Source organism: Deinococcus planocerae, assembly GCF_002869765.1.
Classification (GTDB): domain Bacteria; phylum Deinococcota; class Deinococci; order Deinococcales; family Deinococcaceae; genus Deinococcus; species Deinococcus planocerae.
Map to the genome: position 1 here is coordinate 30,494 of NZ_PNOR01000008.1, position 18,662 is coordinate 49,155.

Sequence of the window (18,662 nt, forward strand, 5' to 3'; positions counted from 1 at the left end):
TGTCTGGCGCCGCCAGACGGCCCTGACACCTAGACTCGCCCCATGCCCTCCCGCGACTTCCTGGAACGGCGCAACGCCCTGTGGGCGCGGCTGCGCGAGTTGACTCCGGGCGCCCCCGACTTCGAGGCGACCCTCACCGAACTCTCCACCCTGATCGGCTGGGAGAGGGAGCGGGTGCTCGCCGGGCTGGGGTTGACGCCCGAGGACGCGCCGCCGCCGGGTGAGGAGCGGTCGTGAGCGCCGGAGGTGGCTCGGAGGTCGTTCCCTTCGACCTGGGGCGGATGTTCCTGGGGGACGTGCCGCCGCTCTTCTTGCTGGAGATCGTCTTCCGCACCGGGGTGATCTTCCTGTGGCTGGTCTTCTTGCTGCGGGTGACGGGCAAGCGCGGGCTGGCGCAGCTCAGTCCCCTCGAACTCGCCATCGTGATCGCGCTGGGGTCGGCGGCGGGGGACCCCATGTTCTACCCCGAGGTGCCGCTCCTCCACGCGATGCTGGTGCTCGCGCTCGTGGTGGGCTTTCAGCGGCTGCTCGCCTTTCTCGTCGTTCGGAGCGAGCGGGTCGAGACCTTCGTGGAGGGCACGCCCGTCGAACTCGTGCGGGGCGGGGTGATGGGGCGGGAGGCGCTGGGCCGCGCGGGCCTGAGCCGCGAGGACCTCTTCGAGCGGCTGCGGGCCCAGGGGGTGCGCCAGCTCGGGGAGGTGCAGCGCGCGTACTTCGAGCAAGACGGCAACCTCTCCGTCTTCCTGCACGGGGAAGGCGCCCCGGCGGGCCTCCCGGTCGTGCCGCCGTGGGACCTGGAACCCCCGAGGCGTCTCCCGGTCGGCGAGCGATACGCGGGCGAGGTCGCCTGCACGGGCTGCGGCACCCTCCTCACGCCGGAAGGTCCCCTGCCCCCCTGCCCGGGCTGCGGGTGCGACACCTGGACGCCCGCCACCACCGATCCGCTCGGCGGCGGCGGCGGAGCGCCCCAGGGCGGTGGGGGCAGCGGTCACGGCCCGCCCGGCATGGGCCCCGCCTGAGGCTCAGGCCTGCGCCCCGCGCGGCACCCACTGCGGCTCGGGCTCGATCTGCTCGGCGGGCGCCTTGCCCGGCTCCAGGCCGCTCGACCGCGCCGTCTGGAGGGGCGTGAGGCTCATCTCGCCCCGGCACTCGATCTGGCACGAGAGGCGGGCCGTGCCCAGGAGCCCCTTGTCCGCGAGCTTGTCGCGCTCGGCGACCGTCATGGTGTCCGGCTCGCCTTCTGAAAAGCTCACCCGGCAGGTCGTGCAGCGGGCCTGCCCCCCGCAGCGGTGCAGGATGTCCACCCCGCCCCGCTCCAGCGCCAGGACCAGCCGCTCGCCTTCCCGCCCTTCGATCATCCCGTACCCCTCGACCGTGATCTGCGTCATGGGTCAGGATGGCACGGGGAATGGGCCGGGGGAGGACACGACCCGCGACGCTCGGCCTCACCGGGTGGGGGAGGGAGGTGGGTGTGGGCCCGTCGGCAGCGCCTCAACGGGAGGCCGGGGGCTGGGAGAGCCGGGTCAGGGCCCGCTGCCCCGCGCGCACGTAGGCGCCCTGGCCGCTTTCCCTCCCGAAGGTGAGGTCCGCGACCGCCCGGCACGCGGCGAACCAGCGGGCGCGTTCCAGGGTGGGTCCGTCCACCGGGCCGTACGCCCCGAGGGCCGCGTGGAGCAGCGCGTCCCCGCCCCAGTGGAGGAGGCCGGAGAGGTCGCGCGCCGGGTCGCCCAGCGCGGCGTCGCTCCAGTCGATCACGCCCGTCACGTTGCCCCCCTCGTCGAGCAGGACGTGCTCGGCTGCGAGGTCGCCGTGGATGAGGCATCCGGCGACGTGCCCGGTGGGGGGCGGGTGGGCGAACACGTCCCGCCAGCGCCGCCCCACCTCCGGGGACACCTCCCCGCCGTCCACCGCGAGGGCGAGGTCACGGGACGCGTCGCGCGACCACTCTTCGAGCCGGGGGTCGTCGTCCTCCTCCACCCCGAGCGCGCGGGCCTCCCCCGCCGGGAGGTCGTGCAATCGGCGCAGAAAGGTGCCGAGGTCGTGTCCGATGACGGCGAACCCGGTGGGCCCGGTCTCCAGCAACAGGGCGGGCGTTCCCGCGAGCCTCGCGTAACCGGCGTAGGTCACGCCCGCGTCCGGGCGGGGCGGACGGACCACCCCGTCCACCGGGAGGGCCAGCGGGAGCCGGGGGGCCAGCCACGCCGTAAGCCTCGCCTCGGTCAGGAGGGCGGTGGCCGCGCCCGCGCGCTTCGGAAACCGGAAGACGTACTCCCCGCCGACATCGAACGCGAGGTGATCGGTCCCCTCCCCGAGCAGCGTGACGCCCAGGTGCGCCAGCTCGGGAAAATCCGCCCGGATGAGCGCCGCAGCCGTAGGCAGGTCGACCCTTCGTGCCGAGTCGGTCATGGGGAGAGGGTACAGGGGACCGGCCCCCATGACGAAGGCTCGGTCCTGGTCGGGGGCGCCGCCTAGGTCGAGGACCCGGACAGGAACTCGGCCAGGAGGTTGTTCACCCGCACGGGCTCGTCGCGCATGACCCAGTGGCTCGCGCGGGGCAGGCGCACCACCCGCACCCCCGGCACCCAGCGCTCCAGCCCGTCCGCGTGCTCGGGAAGAAGGGCCACGTCACGCTGGCCCCAGATCACCAGCGTGGGCACCCGCACCTGCCCCCCGGGCGCGCCCTTCCGGCGGACCTGCCGGGAGCGCCGCAGCGCCCGGTAGTAGTTGATCATGCCCGTCGCCGCACCCGGCTGGTCCCACGCCTGGCGGTACAGGCGCCGGTCTTCATCGGTGTAGGCCCGCGGGTTCGTGCCGCGGAGCGCCCACGCGCCGAAGCGGTGCAGGAACCGTTCGGGCAGCCAGGGGAGCTGGAAGAAGAAGATGTACCACGACCGCCGCCACTGCTCGGGCTTGCGGGCCACCTGCCGCGCCCGGGCCGGATGCGGCGCGTTGAGGATCACCAGCCGCCGCACGACCTCCGGCTGCCGGATCGCCAGCGCCCAGGCGACGATGCCGCCCCAGTCGTGGCCCACCACGTGCGCCCGCCCGCCCCCCAGCGCGCGGATCAGGGCCGCCACGTCCTCCTGGAGGGTGCCCACCCGGTAGGCGTCCACCCCGGGCGGCTTCTCGCTGAGGTTGTAGCCCCGCAGGTCGGGGGCGACCACCCGGAAGCCCGCGCGCGCGAGGGGCCCGATCTGCCGCTCCCACGACCGCCAGAACTCGGGAAAGCCGTGGAGCAGCACGACGAGGGGGCCCCGGGGATCGCCCGCCTCGACGTAGTGGAGGCGCACCCCGTTCACGACGATCTGCTGATGGGTCGGCATACCGGGCAGTCTTCCCGACGGGCGGGCGGGATCGGTGCGAGGAGGGGAAACGTTTCTTGACCTGGGCGGCATGACCTTTCCCGCCTCACCCCCCCGCCCGTTCGAGCCGCGTTCCGGGGGCGCCGGGGTCCGCTTCCCCCTCGCGCGGGAGCAGCCGCCACGCCCCCACGTCGAGCAGGCCGCGCGGGGTGAGCTTGAGGGCCGGAATGACGCTCAGGCCCAGGAAACTCAGGGTGGTGACGGGGTAGGGGAGGGTGCAGCCGAGCGACCGGACCGCCGCCGTCACCCCCGCGAGCCGGGCGGCGGCCTCGTCCGGGGGCAGGTCGCTCATCAGCCCCGCGAAGGGGAGGGGGAGATGAGCGCGCACCTCACCCCCCGCGACGACGACCACGCCGCCGCCGAGGTCCTCCAGGGCCCGGCCCGCCGCCCGGACGTCCGCGTCCGTGCCGCCGAGCACCGCGACGTGGTGGGCGTCGTGCAAGACGCTCACCGCCAGGGCGCCCCCCGTCATCCCCGTGCCCGAGGTCCAGCACGCCGCGTGTTCTCCCCGCCCGTAGCGGTCGGCGACGACGAGCCGCGCGTCCCCGGTGCCCGGCCTGCCCGCCCCGGTCGTGATCTGCCCCCGGCGCACCTCCATCACGGGCCAGTGACCGGGAACCTCGAAGGTCGCCCGGTCCCACCCCGGCCCGAGGTTCACCCCGCCGCCGGGCAGGGGTGGGGTGACGCCCCCGGCCCGCGCCTCCTGCCCGCCCACGAAGGTCTCCAGCACCTCGAAGCCCTGAAGGTCGCGCAACAGCACGAAGTCGGCGTGGTAGCCGGGCGCGACGAGTCCGAGGTCGTGCAGGCCCCAGTATTCGGCGGGGTTGCAGGTCACGAGCGCCACCGCGTCCGCGGGGTGGAGGCCGCCCGCCACGCACGCGCGCAGGAGGCGGTCGAGGTGCCCCAGCGTCAGCAGCTCGTCCACGCTCACGTCGTCGCTGACGAGCATGGCGCGGCGGGGGCGCTCACGGAGGACGGGGAGCAGGGCCTCCAGGTTCCGGGCCGCCGACCCCTCGCGGACCATCAGCCACAGCCCGGCGCGCAGCCGCTCGCCCGCCTCCTGCGGGGTGGTCGCCTCGTGGTCGGAGTGGACGCCCGCCGCCGCGTAGGCCATCAGGTCGCGGCCCGTGACGCCCGCCGCGTGGCCGTCCACCCTACGGCCCCGGCCCGCGCCCAGCACGTCCCAGACGCCGGGGTCGCCGCCGAGCACGCCGGGGTAGTTCATCAGCTCGGCGAGGCCCAGGACGCCGGGGAGGCGCAGGGCGGAGGCCACCTCCGCCGCGTCCATCCGCGCCCCGCCCCGCTCGAACTCGCTCGCGGGCACGCACGACGGCACCGAGGCGAAGACGCGCAGGCCCGACCCCCGCCCCGCCTCCAGCATCCAGGCGAGGCCGGGTGCCCCCAGCACGTTCACGACCTCGTGCGGCTCGGCGACCACCGCCGTCGTGCCGCGCGGCAACACGGCCCCGGCGAAGCGGGCGGGGGTCAGCAGACTCGACTCGATGTGGACGTGGGCGTCCATGAAGCCCGGCGCGAGGAAGGCCCCGCGCGCCTCCACCGTCCGCGCCGCCCGCGCGCCCGCGCCCGTCCCCACCAGGGCGGCGACCCTCCCCTCCGCGACAAGCACGTCCGCCCCGAAGACCTCGCCCGTCGCGGGCTGCACCACACTCGCCCCGCGCACGAGGAGGTCGCCCTCCTCCAGCCCGCGCGCCACGCGCACCAGCCGCTCGCGCCCCGCCCGTTCCCCGCCTGCCTCCGGTGCCTCCATGTCGCAGTCTAAGCGGGGGGTCGTCATCCCGGCTACCTCCCCTTGAGGGGCCCCGGCCCCGCGCCCCGCTCGGCGAGGGCCCACGCGAAGGCCTGGGCGTCGTTGAGAGGCGGGGTGGAGGCCGCCCTGGTCGGCGTCTCCCCGCCCTCGGGGGAGGCGAGGCGCCGCGCCCGGAACATGCCCGGATGCTCCTCGAACACGGCCACCACATCGTCGGGGAGCCCCGCGAGGTGCGCCGCAAAGGCCTGTTCCTGGGCGAGTTCGGCCTGCGCCGCGCCCGGCCCCAGCTCGGTGAGCAGGCGGTCGATCAGCCCGAAGACGCGCGCCGCGTACGCCTCGACCTCCTCGCGGCGCGGCAGGGCGCCCCGGTGAATCACCCGGTTGCGGAAGTCGCTCCCCAGCGCCCCCGGGGTCAGGAAGTCGGGCGCGCGCCCCTCGCGCAGCAGGTAGGCCAGGGCGAACATCCCCAGTTGCCGCTCGGACTGGCTCGCCACGTGCCGCCAGGTGCCGTCGAGCGCCGTCAGGGCCTCCCCGAAGCCCAGCGCCGTGTCCGCCGAGCGCTCCAGCGCGTACGCCCGGACGTAGAACTCGAAGAACCGTTCGAGCGCCGCCGAAAAAGACGCCACCGCCTCGCGCGCGTAGCCCTCCAGCAGGGCCCGGGTGCCCAGGTCGAAGAGCACCTCGAACTTGTGCTTGCGCACGAACACGACGTAGCGCGCCCCGCACGCCGGACACGTCAGGTCGTGGATCAGGCTGTCCGCGAACTCGGCGGGCACCTCACGCGCGCACCCGGGGCAGGTGGTGGGGAAATTCATGGGGGAAGTCTAGGGCCCCGGCTACTGCACGTTGCGGGCGAGCATCTGGAGGGTGTAGGGGCCGGTCGTCGGCGTGAAGGTGGTGATTCCCCGCGCCCGGTGCTTGCCCTGGAAGGCCAGCGAGACGACGCCCGTCCGGGCCACCGGGTCGTACGTGTACCCGAAGGGGGTGATGGTCCCGCCCGCCTGGTCCCGCGAGGTCAGCAGGTCGGCGACGAGGGAAGGCGTCATGTCCACGAAGGCGCCGGTCGTCTTGAAGCCCGCGAGGAAGGGGGCGCAGTCGGCGGTCGGCGTCGGCGCGCAGCGGGCGCGGTACTCGCGCAGGATCACGACGCGGTTGGCCGGGTCGTCCGCCCAACTGTCCGCCACCTTGTCGGGGTCGGTGGCGGCCCACCCGGAGCGGGGTTCGACCCGGTAGACGAGCTGGAGGTACTGCCGGTTGTAGACGACCGAGCCTCCGCTGGCCTCCGCCCGGTCCTCGGGCACGAGGACGGCGAGGCAGGGGGTCGTGGCGTCGCACCCGCCGCCGTTGACCGTGAAGCCGGAGGTCCGCACGGCGAGCGCCGACCGCACCCGGTCTCCCACGTACCCGGTCACGTCGTTGAGTTCGCCCAGGCGTTGCGAGAGCGCGTTCGTGCGCGCCGAGACGCTCAGGGTGGAGGTCTGCCAGTTCGTCACGAGCGCGAAGATGATCCCCATCAGGCTCATCGCCACGAGGAGTTCGACCAGGGTCAGGCCCGCCCGGGCCCCCCTCACGCCGGTCTCCCCACGTCGAGCACGAAGGTCTGGGTGGGCTGGCTCGGGTGCGTGCAGCTCAGGGTCACGCGCTTGATGAGCACGGGCGACGTGCCGAGCTGGTTTGCGACCGCCCCCGTGCAGGTGTAGCCCGCGCCGGACGGGACGGGGGGAAGGGTGCCCGTGTCGAAGCCCGCCTGGGTGCTGTACCTCACCCGCACCCCCTCCATGAACCCCTTGGCCCCGACCGTCACCGCCTGATCCGCCCGGGTCTGCCCGTTGAGCTTGAAGATCGCCGGGAACGTCGCCAGCACGGCGACCGACACGACCGCGAAGATGGCGAGTGCGACGAGCACCTCGATCAGGGTCAGGCCCCGCTCCGAGCCTCCCCTCACTGGAAGATCACCTTCCCGAAGACGCCCGTCAGGCGCAGCGTCCGCTTGAGGGTGAGGTTGGTGGCCCACGTCACCTCGTAGGTCGCGGGCGTGTTCTCGGTCGTGCCGTACGGGGGGGTGAAGCTCACGGTGCCGCCTCCCCCCGTCACGCTGAGGGTGGTGCCGGGGGGCAGGGCGTAGGTCTGGGCGGTGCCCCCGCTCGGCAGGCACACGGGCGTGCTGAACCTCCTGATCTCGTACCCGGTGGCGCCCGAGGTGGCCCCCACGGGGGCGATCTGCCAACACGCGTTGGCCCGCTTGGCCCCGGTGCGCGCCCGGCTCACCGCCTGCGCGAACTGCTGCGCGCCCTCCGTCACGGCGGTGCTCGCCCGCCAGCGCGCGAGATTCACCATCCCGACCGCCGCGAGAATCCCGATGATCGCCACGACCACGAGCAGCTCGATCAGGGAAAAGCCCCGGGTCCTCACTGCTGCCTCCAGGTGCCGGGCTCGGTCTGCACCCGGAAGACGCCCCGGGCGTTCAGAAGCTGGCTCCGGAGGGACACGGCGTCGTAGTTGATGAGCAGGCTGCCCGTCGCCTGGGTGGTCGTGTCGTCGGTGGTGATGCCCTCGATGGGCCCGCCGCGCACGGCGATGGCCCCGTTGAGGGTCATGTTGCCGTTGAACTTCCCGCCCTGGTTGCCGCGGATGTAGATCATACCGTCGAAGGTCACGTTGCCGTTGATGTTGGAGTTGATGTCGCCGTCCACGATCAGGACGCCGCTGCCCCGCGCGTTCCCCGAGAAGATGCGGTCGAAGTCGGCGGCGGAGACGCGCTTGATCTCGCCCTGGGGCAGGGTGGGGTCGTTGTCCAGCGGCACGAGGTCGTTGAGTTCCTCGTCGCTCAGCCCGAAGAGCTGCTCGGTGAAGAAGGGGTCGGAGGGGTTGCCGGGGGTGGGCGAGGCGAGCAGGGGATCGCGCTCGCCCGCGCAGAGGGTCGAGGTCGTGCAGTCGTTCGTCGTCTGCCCGCCGCTCGTCATGCTGATGTCGTCGAGTTTGTTGCTCTTGGCGGTGATGTCCGCGGCGCTGCGCATCCCGGTCACGTCCCGGAAGACCTGCGTCCCCTCGGGCAGGCTCGCCGGGGCGCCCGAGGGCCAGCCCAGCCGCACGGTCCCGTTCCCCGCGTCGACGGCCTGAACGGTGGCCGCCTTCCCGGCGATGGTCAGCTCCTCGCCGACGAGGAAGTCCCCCGCGTTGGACACCCTGAGGTCGCCCGGGTTCCCCACGGTGGGGGAGGTCTGCGCCACCGCGTTGAGCATCACCGTGACGTCGCCGCTGAGGGTGAGCGGAGCGGTGGGCGAGGTGGGCAGGACGCGCACGAGGCTCAGCGAGGCCTCCTCCTTGCCGTCCACCCGGAAGGTCGCGCCGTTGACCCGCACGTAGTCGCCCACCAGAACGGCGCCCGTGTCCTCGACGGGCAGGGTGACGCCCGGTTGCAGCGCGGGCAGCGAGAGGGGCGTCCCGCCGCTTCTGACCCGGGTCGCCACCCCGTCGTTGGCGCGGCCCTCGGTGCGCTGGTTGCCATTGCTCGCGTCGATGGCGGGCAGCGAGGTCAGCCCGGCCCGCGAGCGGAAGGTGCGCGGCAACCGGGCGTTCGTCACCACGTAGTCCTGAACGACGACCTTCGCGGCGCCGGGCGCGCTCCCCTGCGACCGCAGGGTGAAGGTGGCCCCGGTCGTCTTGGGCGTGACGTTCAGCAGGCTCAGCTCCGCCGTCCCCGCCGTGCCCAGGGAATACGTGCCCAGCGTGCCCAGCCAGGCGGTCAGCTCGCTCGTCCGCGTGCCCGTGTAGGGCGACGTTCTGGCGAGGCTCCCGACCCGCGCGGCGAAGGTGTTCTGCCCGCTCTCGGCCACGAGCAGGGCCTGGTAGGCGCCGCGCTCGTCCACCCCGCCCCCCCGCGCCCCGAGCGCGAGGGTGGCCGTCGTGCTCACCACGGCCATCAGGATGATCGCGGTGAACAGCAGCACGACCACCAGGGCGACGCCCTCCTCGTGGCGGTCTCCGGGAGCGCGGTCAGCTTGTTGTCTCATGAAGTCAGCTTAAGGTCGAATGAGAACAGGCGGAACACCCGTCTGGGGGTCACCCGGCGGGGCGAAAACTTCACGGCAGGCGCGCGTGGGTGCGCCGGGGCTCACCTCGGGGAGGTACCCTCCGGCAGCCGCGTTCCGGACGGCGCGATCACGTAGCCCAGCCCCCCGCTGTGGGTCAGCCACAGCCGCTCGAAGGCCGCGCGCGGGTAGGTCCGGCGCACACCCGCGTCGCTGGGGGCGGCGGGGTCGTTCAGGACCGGGTTCCCCGCCGCGTCGAAGCCCACGAGGACCATCAGGTGCCCGTCGCTGTAGCTCAGGGGCGCGCCGGGCAGTTCACCCTTCTTCCACCCCAGGCTGACCGCCAGCGGCACCCCCGCCGCCGTGTACCGCTCGGCCTCCGCGAGGCTGGGCAGCCGGGTGACGTAGGCGCGCAGGCCGTGGGCCCCCGCGTAGGCGGTGTTAAAGGGCCAGTTGCCCGTGCCGTCGTACGCCCGGTCGTAGGTGCCCCTCGCCGCCTGGGGCACGGTGACGTTCACCCCGTACCCCGCGAGGATCATGGAGACGCTCGTCGGGCTGCACCACACCTCGCCGCCGCCCTCGTAGAGCATCTGCGAGCGCCCGGGCACGTCGTTCACCTTGCCCCAGGCCCGGCGGTCGCCCGGCTGCCCCAGCCCCGCCGCCCGCTTCGCGCGGTCACTCGTGTTGAAGGCGAGCAGGCGCACGCCCGTCCCCGCCCCCCGCAGGGTCACCCGGTACTGGTAGGCGCCCGCCTTGCCACTGAGCCGCAGCGTGTCCGTCAGGACCTGCCCGGCCCCGTCCTTCTGCCCGTTCAGGCTGGTGCGCCCTTCGGCGCTGCTCCAGGTGCCGAAGGAAAACCAGCGGCTCCAGCCCGCCCCCGTCTGCGCCCGCACCTCCACGCTCACGCTGCCCCCGCCCGGCGTCACCGCGTTCCACGACGGCACGAGTTCGTCGAAGGGGGCGACCCCCAGCGGCGCACCCGTCAGCGTGCCCGTTTCCGCGCCGGGGGCGAGGGTGAGGAGGTCGCCGCGCACCTCCACCCCGCGCCGCTCGCCCACCGCCCAGTCGCCCGCGCGCTCGTGGAGGATGGTGGTGGAGTTGGGGTACGTCATCGTGAGGGCCTCCGCGCCGCCCGCGAGGAGCAGCGCCAGGAAGAGGATTGGGCGCATATGGGCGTGATTGTGACGTGCGCAGGGCTGGAGCGGGTGAGTCCGTCCCGCCTCACCCCCCCTGCATGGACAGGAACGCCTCCGGCAACGCCCCCCGCCACGTCACCCAGTTGTGCCCGCTGGGATACTCGCGGTACTGGTGCTCGATCCCGGTGTCGGCGAGGAGGGCGGCCATGCGGCGGTTCGGGCCGGTCAGCCACTCCAGCGTGCCCGTGTCGAGGCTCAGGCGCAGGTGACGGGGCGGCTCCTGTTCCAACCTCTCCCGCAGCCACTCGCCCGCCGTCGTCGTGTCGATGGTGCCGTCCGGGTCCGTCGCGCCGGGCCGGGCGATGAAGGCCCCCGAGTGGCTGACCACGCGCCGGAAGAGGTCCGGGTGCGCGCTGCCGAGGTGCAGCGAGATCAGCCCACCCAGCGAGGCACCCCACAGCCCCCGCTCGGAGACGGTGGCGTGTTCGCCCTCCACCTGCGGGAAGACCTCCTCCCGCAGAAAGTCGAGGTAACGGTCATTCAGGTAGTACTCCTCGCTGCGGTCCCCCGGCTCCACGAAGACGAGGACGGCGCCGGACGCCAGCCCCCGCTCCACCGCCCGGTCCATCACCTCGCCCAGCCGCCCCGTGCGGTAAAAGGCCACCCCGTCCTGCACGTAGTAGACGGGGGTGGGGGCGCTCGGGTCGTGTCCGTGCGGCGTGTGGACGATGGCGCGGCGGGTGCCGGGGAAGACGCTGCCGGGCCAGCTCAGGCGATGGGCCGTGCCCTTCTGCGTCGCGTCGGGCCCCTGCCAGAGGGGATGCTGTACGGACTCGCCCACCACGGCGGCGCGGGGGTAGGGCCACCAGGGGTTGAGGGACCGCTGCGGGTTGTCGGGGTCGGCGAAGGGCTCGCCCGCCGCGTCGAGCCAGGCGTACTCGACCCAGGCGCCGCGCGGGAGGGTCAGGGTGATCGCCTGGCCGCCCTCCACGGGCAGGGCGGGTTTCTTGCGCCAGTCGGTGAAGTCGCCGACCAATGCCACGGCGCCCGGCGGGGGGGTGAAGGTGACGCGGGTGCCCTGCACGGAGACGGCCATAGGGGGGATTGTAGGGGGAGAGCGCCCGCCCCCGGCCAGCCTGCGTCGAAGGGCACGGCAGAGGAGCGGGGCGTCACCCCCCTCAGGAAGATGACGCCCCGCTCCGCCTGCCCCTCAGGCCCCGGAGGTCTGCTCGCCCTGCCCCCCCGCGTTCCCGTGGCCCCGGTACTGCTCGCGCAATTCGCGCTTGAGGAACTTGCCCGTCGCGCCGATGGGAAGGCTCTCGGCGACGGCGGTCGCGTCGGGAAGCCACCACTTGGCGAACTTCGGGGCGAGGAAGCCCACGATCTCCTCGTGGGTGACCGACATGCCGGGCCGCAAGACGACGACCGCCAGGGGCCGCTCGTCCCACTTGGGGTCGTCCATCGCGATCACCGCGCACTGGGCGACGGCGGGGTGGGCCATGATCGCGTTTTCCAGGTCCACGCTGCTGATCCACTCGCCGCCCGACTTGATCAGGTCCTTGGCCCGGTCCTGGATGTGCATGAAGCCCCGTTCGTCGAGCGTGGCGATGTCCCCCGTGTCGAACCACAGCTCGCCGCCTTGCTCGAAGAAGTTGCCGCCCCCCTCGCCCTTGAAGTACCCCGAGGCGATCCACGGCCCGCGCGCGACGAGGCGCCCCATCGTCTTGCCGTCGTGCGGGAGGCGCTCTCCGTCCTCGCCCAGGATGTCGAGGAACACCAGCGGCGCCGGTCGGCCCTGCTTGGCGCGCAGGGCGTAGCCCTCGTCGCTGCGCTCGTCCATCCCGGCGGGAACCTTGCTCGCGGTGCCGAGGGGATGCGTCTCGGTCATGCCCCAGGCGTGGGCGAGCGAGAGACCGTGGCGGTCCTCGAAGGCGCGGATCAGGCTCTCGGGGGCCGCGCTGCCGCCGACGACCAGCCGCTCCAGGCGGTGCAGGTCGTAGGGGTGGCCCTCCGCCTTGGCCCGGTCGAGTTCGGCGAGCAGGCCCATCCAGATCGTCGGCACGCCCGCCGTGATCGTGACCTCCTCGTCTTGCAACAGTTGCGCCACGCTCCGCCCGTCGCTGAAGACCCCCGCGAAGACCTGCCCCGCCCCGTACATCGCGCAGGTGTACGGCAGGCCCCAGGCGTTGACGTGGAACATGGGCACGATGGGCAGCACGGTGTCGCTCTCGCCCACGTCGAGCATGTCCTTGGGCGCGGCGGCGAGCGAGTGCAGGATGGTCGAGCGGTGGGTGTACACCACGCCCTTGGGGTTCCCGGTCGTGCCGCTCGTGTAGCACATGCCCGCCGCGTCCCGCTCGTCGATCTGGGGATACTGGCTCAACGGCTCGTGACTCATCACCCAGGCGTCGTAATCCTCGGCGCCCTCGATGGGGGCGGGCGTGGGCCCCAGCACGAGGATGCGCTCGATGGTGGGGCAGGCGGCGCGGATGGCCGGGATCAGCCCCGCGAAGACGTTCTCGACGATGAGCACGCGGTCTTCGGCGTGGTTGAGAATCCAGGCCACCTGATCGGCGTGGAGCCGGATGTTCACCGTGTGGATCACGAACCCGCCGCTGGGCACGCCCAGGTACGCCTCCAGGTGTCGGTAAGAGTTGACCGCCAGGGTCGCCACCCGGTCACCGGGTTGCAGGCCGAGCCCCTGCAATCCTGCCGCCAGCCGCAGCGCCCGCCCCGCGACCTCGCCGTAGGTCGTGCGGTGCTTGCGCGGGATAGGCTGGCCCGCCTCGTCGCGCCCGCCCGGCAGCAGGCTCACGACCTCTCTCCCGGCAAAGAGCGTGCGCGCCCGCTCCAGGATGAAGGGGATCGTGAGCGGAACGTCCATCATGTTGCCTTGCATACCTGACCTCCGAAAGGGGACGGCGCCGTCCGCTGTGGGCGCGGGCGCCGCAACTTGACCTTGAGTACGGGCGGCATTCTAGCGGCAAGCTGAACCGAGTCCAATCAAACCGGCCCGGCCACCGGGTCCCGCCCGTGCGGCGGCCTCGCCCATGCGCCATCCCGGGAGGGACGCGCAGACGCCGGGACGAGCACGCCTCAGGTCTCCCACCCACGCCAGGAACCGCCAGAACCACGCCCGCCTCCCCGAGTGGTGTCTCATGCCCCAGCGTACCCGGCCCGGGTCACTCCGGTGCCGTCTCCCGGTCGCGCCCCATCAGGTACAGCTCCAGGATCTGCACCGCCGCCGCCTCGTCCTCATCGGAGGCACCCAGGGCGCGGGCGCGGCGGGTGGTAAAGCGCTCGTCCTGGTACTCGACCCGGTAGCCCTTCTCGGCGAGGATTCTCCCGAAGGCGCGCACCCGGTCCGCCGAGGGGCTGTGCGCCCCGTCCGTGCGCAGCGGGAGGCCCAGGAGCAGCAGCCCCGCGCCCGTCTCCTCGACCTTGAGCCGCACCGCCTTGAGGTCCAGCGGCAGCCTCTTCCGGTCCACGCTGCCCCGCCCGAAGGCCAGCCGCCCCGTGCTCACCGCGAAGCCGATGCGGCTCTTGCTCACGTCGAGCGCGAGGACGACGGGGGCGGGGGCGGGGGCGGCGGGCGGGTCGGTCATGGGGGCGAGTGTAGCGAAGGGGGGAGGCTTCTCGGGTAGGCTGGCCCCCATGACGGCCCACCCTGTGATCCTCGCCCAGACCCGTGCGGGCGTGCGCACCCTCACCCTCAATCGCCCGGAGCGTCTCAACGCGGCGAACGACGCCCTGCTCCTCACCCTGACCGAAGAGCTGAAGCGCGCAGGCGCCGACCCCGCCGTCCGGGTCGTGGTGATCACGGGGGCGGGGCGGGGCTTTTGCGCCGGGCAGGACCTCGGGGACGTGTCGGGGCGGGACATGACCTTTACCGAGCACCTGCGGGCGACCTACAACCCCTTGATTCGCACCATCCGCACGCTCGGCAAACCCGTGGTCACGGCGGTGAACGGGGTGGCGGCGGGGGCGGGGGCGAGCCTCGCGCTTTCCGGCGACGTCCGGCTGTGGGCGGGGTCGGCCAGCCTGATCGAGGTCTTTTCCAACATCGCCCTCGTGCCGGACTCGGGGAGCACCTGGTTTCTCCCGCGTCTCGTGGGCTACCACCGCGCCTTCGAGCTGATGGCCCTCGCTGAACGGGTGGGACCGGAGGACGGGCTGCGGCTGGGCCTGTGCGAGCACGTCTACCCCGACGAGACTTTCGCCGACGAGGTGCAGGCCTACGCCGAGCGGCTGGCGGCGCGGCCCGCCCACGCCCTGGGGCTCACCAAGCAGGCGCTCAACTTCGCGCTGAACAGCACCCTGGAAGAAGCGCTCGACCGGGAAGCCGAACTTCAGCAGCTCGCCGGGGACCACTGGGAGCACGAGGAGGGCGTGCGCGCCTTCAAGGAGAAGCGGGCGCCGGACTTCGTGCGGGAGGGGTGAGGCGCCCCGTCCTTTTCCCCTGCACCCGAGGAGCCGCCGGGGAGGGCGGCGGAGGCCCCTCGCTACGTCGTGGTCTTGTTGATCAGGCGGTCGCAGGGGGCGGATGGCGCCTGCCCCCTCGCCCTTCCCATACCCGCGTGCAGAGGTTGACAACCTCTGCATACCACGCTATTTTTCTCCTATCACCGCCCGAGAGGCGGCTTTTTTATTGTCCCGACTGTCCGGCTGAGGTTGGCATCTGAAGCCGCAGGGTTCCTTTCAGAGAAGAGGAAAGGCCCGGCTTTGCTCGGCGTCCTACCCTTCCCGGGGCAACCGCTCCGACCCAACCCACGTCTGGGGGAGACGGAGCCCGCCTGAGGGTGGCTGGCGCTGTGCCGAGGTCGGCATGAAAAACGCCGCCCAGCCGGGTGGCGAGGCGGCGCGTTGGGGCAGATGGTCCGGCGCGGGTCAGTTGCCGCCGTTTTCCTGGGGCGTGGACTCAGGGGTGCCGCCGACCTCGGCGGGGTTGTTCTCCAGGCCGCCCTCGCCGGTGGTGGCGGGGTTGCTGTCCACGACCTCGCCGGGGTTGGTCAGGCCCGCGCCCTGGGTGGGGGCGAAGGAGTTCACGTCGTCCGCCGTGCCCTCGGCGCGCGCCACATCCGAGCCCGAGTCGCCCGTCGGGGCCACCGTGGCGCCCGTGCCGGTCTGCTCGGCGACCGAGCGGGTGTCGGGAGTGCCGTTGGATTCACTGTCGCCGTCGCCCGCCGCGCCCGTGGCCCCGGGGGTCCGGTTGCCCGACGCCTGCCCCGCCGTGCCCTCCGGGGTGCCGTTGGGCGCCGTGCCCTGGTCGCCCACCTCTCCGGCCTCGGCGCCCTGCCCGCCCCCGCCCCCGGTGGCCGCCGTGCCCGAAGCGCCGTTCGCGGTGCCCTGCCCACCGCCCTGGGTGCCCTGGCCCGTGGCCTGTGCGCCGCTCCCCTCACCCTGGGCGGCCTGCTCGCTTCCGCCGCCAGTTTCGCCGGAGGTGGCGCCCTCGCCGCCCCCCTGCGTGGCCCCGGCTCCACCGCCCGCGGCCCCGGCGCTCTGGGGGTTCCCCGTACCGCCGCCGCCCTCGGTGCCCGCCTCGCCCGCCGTCTCTCCGGCAGGGGCGGCGATGGTGCCCTCGCCGGAGGGGGCTGCCGCGCCCTGCGCTCCTCCCAGGCGCGGCAGGATGATGAGCATCGCCACCCCCAGGATCAGGCCGAGCGTCACGCCCAGCGCCCACGACATCACGTCGCCCGCCACCCATCGATTCGTCCTCGTTCGCTTCATATCCGTCAGCATACGCCGCGTCCCTGGGGACGTTTCTCTCCCAGGAAGCCCAGGCGCTCACCAAACCTCCAGGGACTTAGAGGGCGCGCAGCCGGTCCCCCGCCCGCTCCGCCGCCGCGATCACCCGCGCGTCCGGGTCGTCCCCGGCAGCCTCCAAAGCGTCGAGCGCCGCGTCCGTGGCGGGTCTGCTGCCCAGGGCGCGGCAGGCGGCCTCGTGCACGCGCCACCGGGGGTCGTGGCAGAGGGTCAGCAGCACGTCCTCCGCCCCCGGGCCGCCGCGATCATGGTGGGCTAGACCTTCTTCGCGAGCCCCACGCTGACGCCCCACGCTGACCAGGGATCGCAGGGGCCTCACCCGGCCCCAGTCGTCCTGCACGAGGACACTCCTCCTCTCCCGGGTCACGCCGACGCGCGCCTCCAGCGTCGGCGCTGAGCGCAGGGTCTGCCTCTGCGCCCCGAACTCTGAATCAGAGCAGGGCGTCCGGCGGGGCATCCCGGCCCTCCTCCTCCGGCCACCACTGCAACCGGGCGAGGTCGCAGCGTCCGGCCTCGTCGAAGGTGATCCCCTCGGCCTCCAGCAGGCGCTCCTGCACGTCGCCAAAACCCAGTTTGTGCGTGCTCACGCGGCCCTGGGCGTTGATCACCCGCTGCCAGGGAAGCGCCTCCTCGCCCGTCTGGGCCTTTCCCGCGAGGCTGCCCAGGACGAAACCCGCCAGCCGCGCCCCCCCCGGCCCGGGTCGCCCCGCCAGGAGCGCGAGTTGCCCGTACGTCATCACCCGTCCCGGCGGAATGCGGGCCACGAGCGCGAGGACCCGCTGATGGAAGCTCGCCTCCGTCACCTCGCCCGGCACGTCACTCGCCACGGGGCGGCCCCCACATCGCGTCCTCGTCGGGAAGGGGGAAGCCGGAGCACTTCAGGGCGAGCAGAATCTGCCCCCGGTGGTGCGCGTCGTGGATGAGCATGTGGGTGACGAACTGCGCGGCGCTGGGGTGGGAGAGATTCCCGGTGCCTTCCGGGTTAATCGCCGTCTCCAGCGTCGTTCCCCACACCGCCCGCAAGACCTGGGCCGCCCGGCCCGGGTCCTCCTGGGCGACAAAGGCGTCCTGCCGCGTGTCGTCGTAGAGGATGGGGAGGGGCTCGGCGGCGCCCGCGTCCAGTGGCGAGAGCCATCCCTTCGTCACGCCCGCCATGTGCGCGAGGTGCTGCGCCACGGTCATCCCGCCGCCCGGCGTCACAGCCCGCATCATCTCGGGGGTGAGGTGCACGCACAGCACGTCGTTGACTCGAACGTTGCCTCCTACCGCCTGCACCGTCGCCCCCGCCAGTTCCCCGGCCATCGCATTTGGCATGGGCCCAGCCTACCCGCCAAAGCCGACAGGACGTGTCGTATCCGGCCCTTACCCCACCAGCATTCCGGCGAGGGTGCCGCTGAGGAGATTCGCCAGCGTGCCCGCCGCGACCGCCCGCAGGCCGAGCCCAGCGATGTCGGTGCGGCGCGAGGGCGCGATGCCCCCCAGGCCGCCGAGCAGGATGGCGAGGCTCGACAGGTTGGCGAAGCCGCACAGGGCGAAGGTGATGATCGCCTCGACCTTGGGTGAGAGCCCGCCTTCCCTGAGCACCTGCGCGAACTCGACGAAGGCCACGAACTCGTTCGTGACGAGTTTTTGCCCGATGAAGCTCCCCGCTGTCGGTGCGCTCTCCCACGGCACCCCCATCACGAAGGCGAGCGGCGCGAAGACCCACCCCAGCAGGCCCTGGAGGCTCAGGTCCGGCGCCCCGAAGAGCCCGCCCACCCAGCCGAAGAGGGCGTTCAGCAGCGCGATCAGCCCGATAAAGGCGATCAGCATGGCGCCCACGTTCAGGGCCAGCCGCAACCCGTCGCCCGCCCCGCGCGCCGCCGCGTCGATGACGTTGACGGGCCTCCCCTCCGGGTCGTCGGGGACCTCGCCCCGGTAGTCCTGCGGGGTGTCGCGCTCGGGCAGGATCAACTTCGCCATCAGGAGGCCCGCCGGGGCCGCCATGAACGACGCCGCGATGAGGTAGTCGAGCCGCCCCCCCAGCAGCGAGTAGCCCACGAGCCCGCCCCCCGCCACGCTGGCGAGCCCGCCCACCATGACCGCGAACAGCTCCGAGCGGGTCATGCCCCCGATAAAGGGCCGCACGACGAGGGGCGCCTCAGTCTGCCCCACGAAGACGTTCGCGGTCGCCGACAGGCTCTCGCCCCGGCTGGTGCCCAGCAGTCGGCTCAGCCCGCCGCCGAGCACCCGCACGACCGCCTGCATCACCCCGAGGTGGTAGAGCACCGCGATCAAGGCGCTGAAAAACACGATGATCGGCAGCACGTTGAAGGCGAAGACGAAGCCCACCCCCTCCAGCGCCCCGTTCGTCAGGTTCCCGAACACGAAGTTGATCCCCTGCTGGGCGTTGTTCACCACCGCCTGCACCCCCGCCGACACCGCGTCGAGGGCCTGACGCCCCAGCGGCCAGCGCAGCACCGTCAAGGCGAAGGCGACTTGCAGGGCCAGCGCCAGCCCCACCGTCCGCCAGTTCACCGCCCGGCGGTCCGCGCTGAGCGCCAGCGCCAGCCCCAGCAGCACGGCCACGCCGCCTACCCCCCACAGCAGGTCTGCCATGCGC

General features: G+C 73.1%; 21 protein-coding genes. 3 read left to right on the forward strand and 18 right to left on the reverse strand.

Annotated features, from left to right (window positions below; translation table 11 throughout):
* Positions 1–42 precede the first annotated feature (42 nt).
* A complete protein-coding gene (locus A7B18_RS06095; protein WP_102125802.1) occupies positions 43–237 on the forward strand; it encodes a hypothetical protein in 195 nt (64 codons plus the stop codon).
* Positions 234–1,019 (forward strand): YetF domain-containing protein, encoded by a 786-nt coding sequence (locus A7B18_RS06100; RefSeq protein WP_245872764.1) that lies wholly within the window; start codon positions 234–236, stop codon positions 1,017–1,019. Before A7B18_RS06095 ends, A7B18_RS06100 begins: the two co-directional genes overlap by 4 nt.
* A gap of 3 nt (positions 1,020–1,022) precedes the next feature.
* Here the strand turns inward: A7B18_RS06100 and A7B18_RS06105 are convergent, their stop codons facing one another.
* The 13 genes from A7B18_RS06105 to ruvX all read right to left on the reverse strand — a co-directional run bounded on the left by A7B18_RS06105 (position 1,023) and on the right by ruvX (position 13,902).
* Complete coding sequence (locus A7B18_RS06105) at positions 1,023–1,388, reverse strand: 2Fe-2S iron-sulfur cluster-binding protein (protein WP_102125803.1); 366 nt, start codon at positions 1,386–1,388, stop codon at positions 1,023–1,025.
* Positions 1,389–1,491: 103 nt separating this feature from the next.
* A complete protein-coding gene (locus A7B18_RS06110) occupies positions 1,492–2,406 on the reverse strand; it encodes a phosphotransferase (RefSeq protein WP_102125907.1) in 915 nt (304 codons plus the stop codon).
* Positions 2,407–2,468: 62 nt separating this feature from the next.
* Positions 2,469–3,323, reverse strand: coding sequence for an alpha/beta fold hydrolase (locus A7B18_RS06115; protein ID WP_102125804.1), 855 nt, complete (start codon positions 3,321–3,323; stop codon positions 2,469–2,471).
* Positions 3,324–3,408: 85 nt separating this feature from the next.
* A complete protein-coding gene (locus A7B18_RS06120; RefSeq protein WP_180970040.1) occupies positions 3,409–5,130 on the reverse strand; it encodes an adenine deaminase in 1,722 nt (573 codons plus the stop codon).
* Between the two features lie 32 nt (positions 5,131–5,162).
* Positions 5,163–5,945 (reverse strand): hypothetical protein, encoded by a 783-nt coding sequence (locus A7B18_RS06125; protein WP_102125806.1) that lies wholly within the window; start codon positions 5,943–5,945, stop codon positions 5,163–5,165.
* A gap of 21 nt (positions 5,946–5,966) precedes the next feature.
* On the reverse strand, positions 5,967–6,701 hold the full coding sequence (locus A7B18_RS06130; protein ID WP_180970041.1) for a PulJ/GspJ family protein: 735 nt from the start codon (positions 6,699–6,701) through the stop codon (positions 5,967–5,969).
* Complete coding sequence (locus tag A7B18_RS21870; protein ID WP_180970042.1) at positions 6,698–7,075, reverse strand: PulJ/GspJ family protein; 378 nt, start codon at positions 7,073–7,075, stop codon at positions 6,698–6,700. Before A7B18_RS21870 ends, A7B18_RS06130 begins: the two co-directional genes overlap by 4 nt.
* Positions 7,072–7,542 (reverse strand): GspH/FimT family pseudopilin, encoded by a 471-nt coding sequence (locus tag A7B18_RS21875; RefSeq protein ID WP_180970043.1) that lies wholly within the window; start codon positions 7,540–7,542, stop codon positions 7,072–7,074. Before A7B18_RS21875 ends, A7B18_RS21870 begins: the two co-directional genes overlap by 4 nt.
* A complete protein-coding gene (locus A7B18_RS06140) occupies positions 7,539–9,143 on the reverse strand; it encodes a pilus assembly PilX N-terminal domain-containing protein (RefSeq protein WP_146009474.1) in 1,605 nt (534 codons plus the stop codon). The genes A7B18_RS21875 and A7B18_RS06140 overlap by 4 nt, the downstream gene beginning before the upstream one ends.
* A gap of 101 nt (positions 9,144–9,244) precedes the next feature.
* Positions 9,245–10,330, reverse strand: coding sequence for a peptidase C39 family protein (locus tag A7B18_RS06145; RefSeq protein ID WP_102125809.1), 1,086 nt, complete (start codon positions 10,328–10,330; stop codon positions 9,245–9,247).
* A 52-nt stretch (positions 10,331–10,382) separates the two neighbouring features.
* On the reverse strand, positions 10,383–11,393 hold the full coding sequence (locus tag A7B18_RS06150; protein WP_102125810.1) for an alpha/beta hydrolase: 1,011 nt from the start codon (positions 11,391–11,393) through the stop codon (positions 10,383–10,385).
* Between the two features lie 114 nt (positions 11,394–11,507).
* The gene (locus A7B18_RS06155) at positions 11,508–13,196 is read right to left on the reverse strand and encodes a long-chain fatty acid--CoA ligase (protein ID WP_102125811.1); all 1,689 of its coding nucleotides are present in this window, start codon (positions 13,194–13,196) and stop codon (positions 11,508–11,510) included.
* A 283-nt stretch (positions 13,197–13,479) separates the two neighbouring features.
* A complete protein-coding gene (ruvX, locus tag A7B18_RS06160) occupies positions 13,480–13,902 on the reverse strand; it encodes a Holliday junction resolvase RuvX (RefSeq protein WP_180970044.1) in 423 nt (140 codons plus the stop codon).
* A 49-nt stretch (positions 13,903–13,951) separates the two neighbouring features.
* On the opposite strand from ruvX, the gene A7B18_RS06165 reads away from it, so the two are divergent.
* Entirely contained in the window at positions 13,952–14,737 is a 786-nt protein-coding gene (locus A7B18_RS06165; protein ID WP_102125813.1) for an enoyl-CoA hydratase-related protein, read from the forward strand.
* 447 nt (positions 14,738–15,184) lie between these two features.
* Here A7B18_RS06165 and A7B18_RS06170 read toward each other — a convergent pair whose 3' ends face one another.
* The 5 genes from A7B18_RS06170 to A7B18_RS06190 all read right to left on the reverse strand — a co-directional run bounded on the left by A7B18_RS06170 (position 15,185) and on the right by A7B18_RS06190 (position 18,658).
* Positions 15,185–16,024 carry a hypothetical protein gene (locus A7B18_RS06170; RefSeq protein ID WP_146009475.1) on the reverse strand — a complete coding sequence of 280 codons (840 nt, stop codon included), beginning with the start codon at positions 16,022–16,024 and terminating at the stop codon, positions 15,185–15,187.
* 76 nt (positions 16,025–16,100) lie between these two features.
* Positions 16,101–16,517 (reverse strand): HEAT repeat domain-containing protein, encoded by a 417-nt coding sequence (locus tag A7B18_RS21310; RefSeq protein ID WP_146009476.1) that lies wholly within the window; start codon positions 16,515–16,517, stop codon positions 16,101–16,103.
* Positions 16,492–16,887 carry an MGMT family protein gene (locus tag A7B18_RS06180; RefSeq protein ID WP_245872765.1) on the reverse strand — a complete coding sequence of 132 codons (396 nt, stop codon included), beginning with the start codon at positions 16,885–16,887 and terminating at the stop codon, positions 16,492–16,494. The genes A7B18_RS21310 and A7B18_RS06180 overlap by 26 nt, the downstream gene beginning before the upstream one ends.
* Positions 16,877–17,374, reverse strand: a complete 498-nt coding sequence (locus A7B18_RS06185) for a DinB family protein (protein ID WP_245872766.1) — start codon at positions 17,372–17,374, stop codon at positions 16,877–16,879. Before A7B18_RS06185 ends, A7B18_RS06180 begins: the two co-directional genes overlap by 11 nt.
* A gap of 48 nt (positions 17,375–17,422) precedes the next feature.
* The gene (locus A7B18_RS06190) at positions 17,423–18,658 is read right to left on the reverse strand and encodes a NupC/NupG family nucleoside CNT transporter (RefSeq protein WP_102125817.1); all 1,236 of its coding nucleotides are present in this window, start codon (positions 18,656–18,658) and stop codon (positions 17,423–17,425) included.
* Positions 18,659–18,662: the final 4 nt, after the last annotated feature.

Excerpts from the sequence above, each read along its gene's own strand:
- A7B18_RS06095 (WP_102125802.1), top strand. The coding sequence starts at position 43 with ATGCCCTCCCGCGACTTCCTGGAACGGCGCAACGCCCTGTGGGCGCGG.
- A7B18_RS06105 (WP_102125803.1), bottom strand. The coding sequence starts at position 1,388 with ATGACGCAGATCACGGTCGAGGGGTACGGGATGATCGAAGGGCGGGAA.
- A7B18_RS06110 (WP_102125907.1), bottom strand. The coding sequence starts at position 2,406 with ATGACCGACTCGGCACGAAGGGTCGACCTGCCTACGGCTGCGGCGCTC.
- A7B18_RS06115 (WP_102125804.1), bottom strand. The coding sequence starts at position 3,323 with ATGCCGACCCATCAGCAGATCGTCGTGAACGGGGTGCGCCTCCACTAC.
- A7B18_RS06120 (WP_180970040.1), bottom strand. The coding sequence starts at position 5,130 with ATGGAGGCACCGGAGGCAGGCGGGGAACGGGCGGGGCGCGAGCGGCTG.
- A7B18_RS06125 (WP_102125806.1), bottom strand. The coding sequence starts at position 5,945 with ATGAATTTCCCCACCACCTGCCCCGGGTGCGCGCGTGAGGTGCCCGCC.
- A7B18_RS06140 (WP_146009474.1), bottom strand. The coding sequence starts at position 9,143 with ATGAGACAACAAGCTGACCGCGCTCCCGGAGACCGCCACGAGGAGGGC.
- A7B18_RS06145 (WP_102125809.1), bottom strand. The coding sequence starts at position 10,330 with ATGCGCCCAATCCTCTTCCTGGCGCTGCTCCTCGCGGGCGGCGCGGAG.
- A7B18_RS06150 (WP_102125810.1), bottom strand. The coding sequence starts at position 11,393 with ATGGCCGTCTCCGTGCAGGGCACCCGCGTCACCTTCACCCCCCCGCCG.
- A7B18_RS06155 (WP_102125811.1), bottom strand. The coding sequence starts at position 13,196 with ATGCAAGGCAACATGATGGACGTTCCGCTCACGATCCCCTTCATCCTG.
- ruvX (WP_180970044.1), bottom strand. The coding sequence starts at position 13,902 with ATGACCGACCCGCCCGCCGCCCCCGCCCCCGCCCCCGTCGTCCTCGCG.
- A7B18_RS06165 (WP_102125813.1), top strand. The coding sequence starts at position 13,952 with ATGACGGCCCACCCTGTGATCCTCGCCCAGACCCGTGCGGGCGTGCGC.
- A7B18_RS06170 (WP_146009475.1), bottom strand. The coding sequence starts at position 16,024 with ATGAAGCGAACGAGGACGAATCGATGGGTGGCGGGCGACGTGATGTCG.
- A7B18_RS21310 (WP_146009476.1), bottom strand. The coding sequence starts at position 16,517 with ATGCCCCGCCGGACGCCCTGCTCTGATTCAGAGTTCGGGGCGCAGAGG.
- A7B18_RS06185 (WP_245872766.1), bottom strand. The coding sequence starts at position 17,374 with ATGCCAAATGCGATGGCCGGGGAACTGGCGGGGGCGACGGTGCAGGCG.
- A7B18_RS06190 (WP_102125817.1), bottom strand. The coding sequence starts at position 18,658 with ATGGCAGACCTGCTGTGGGGGGTAGGCGGCGTGGCCGTGCTGCTGGGG.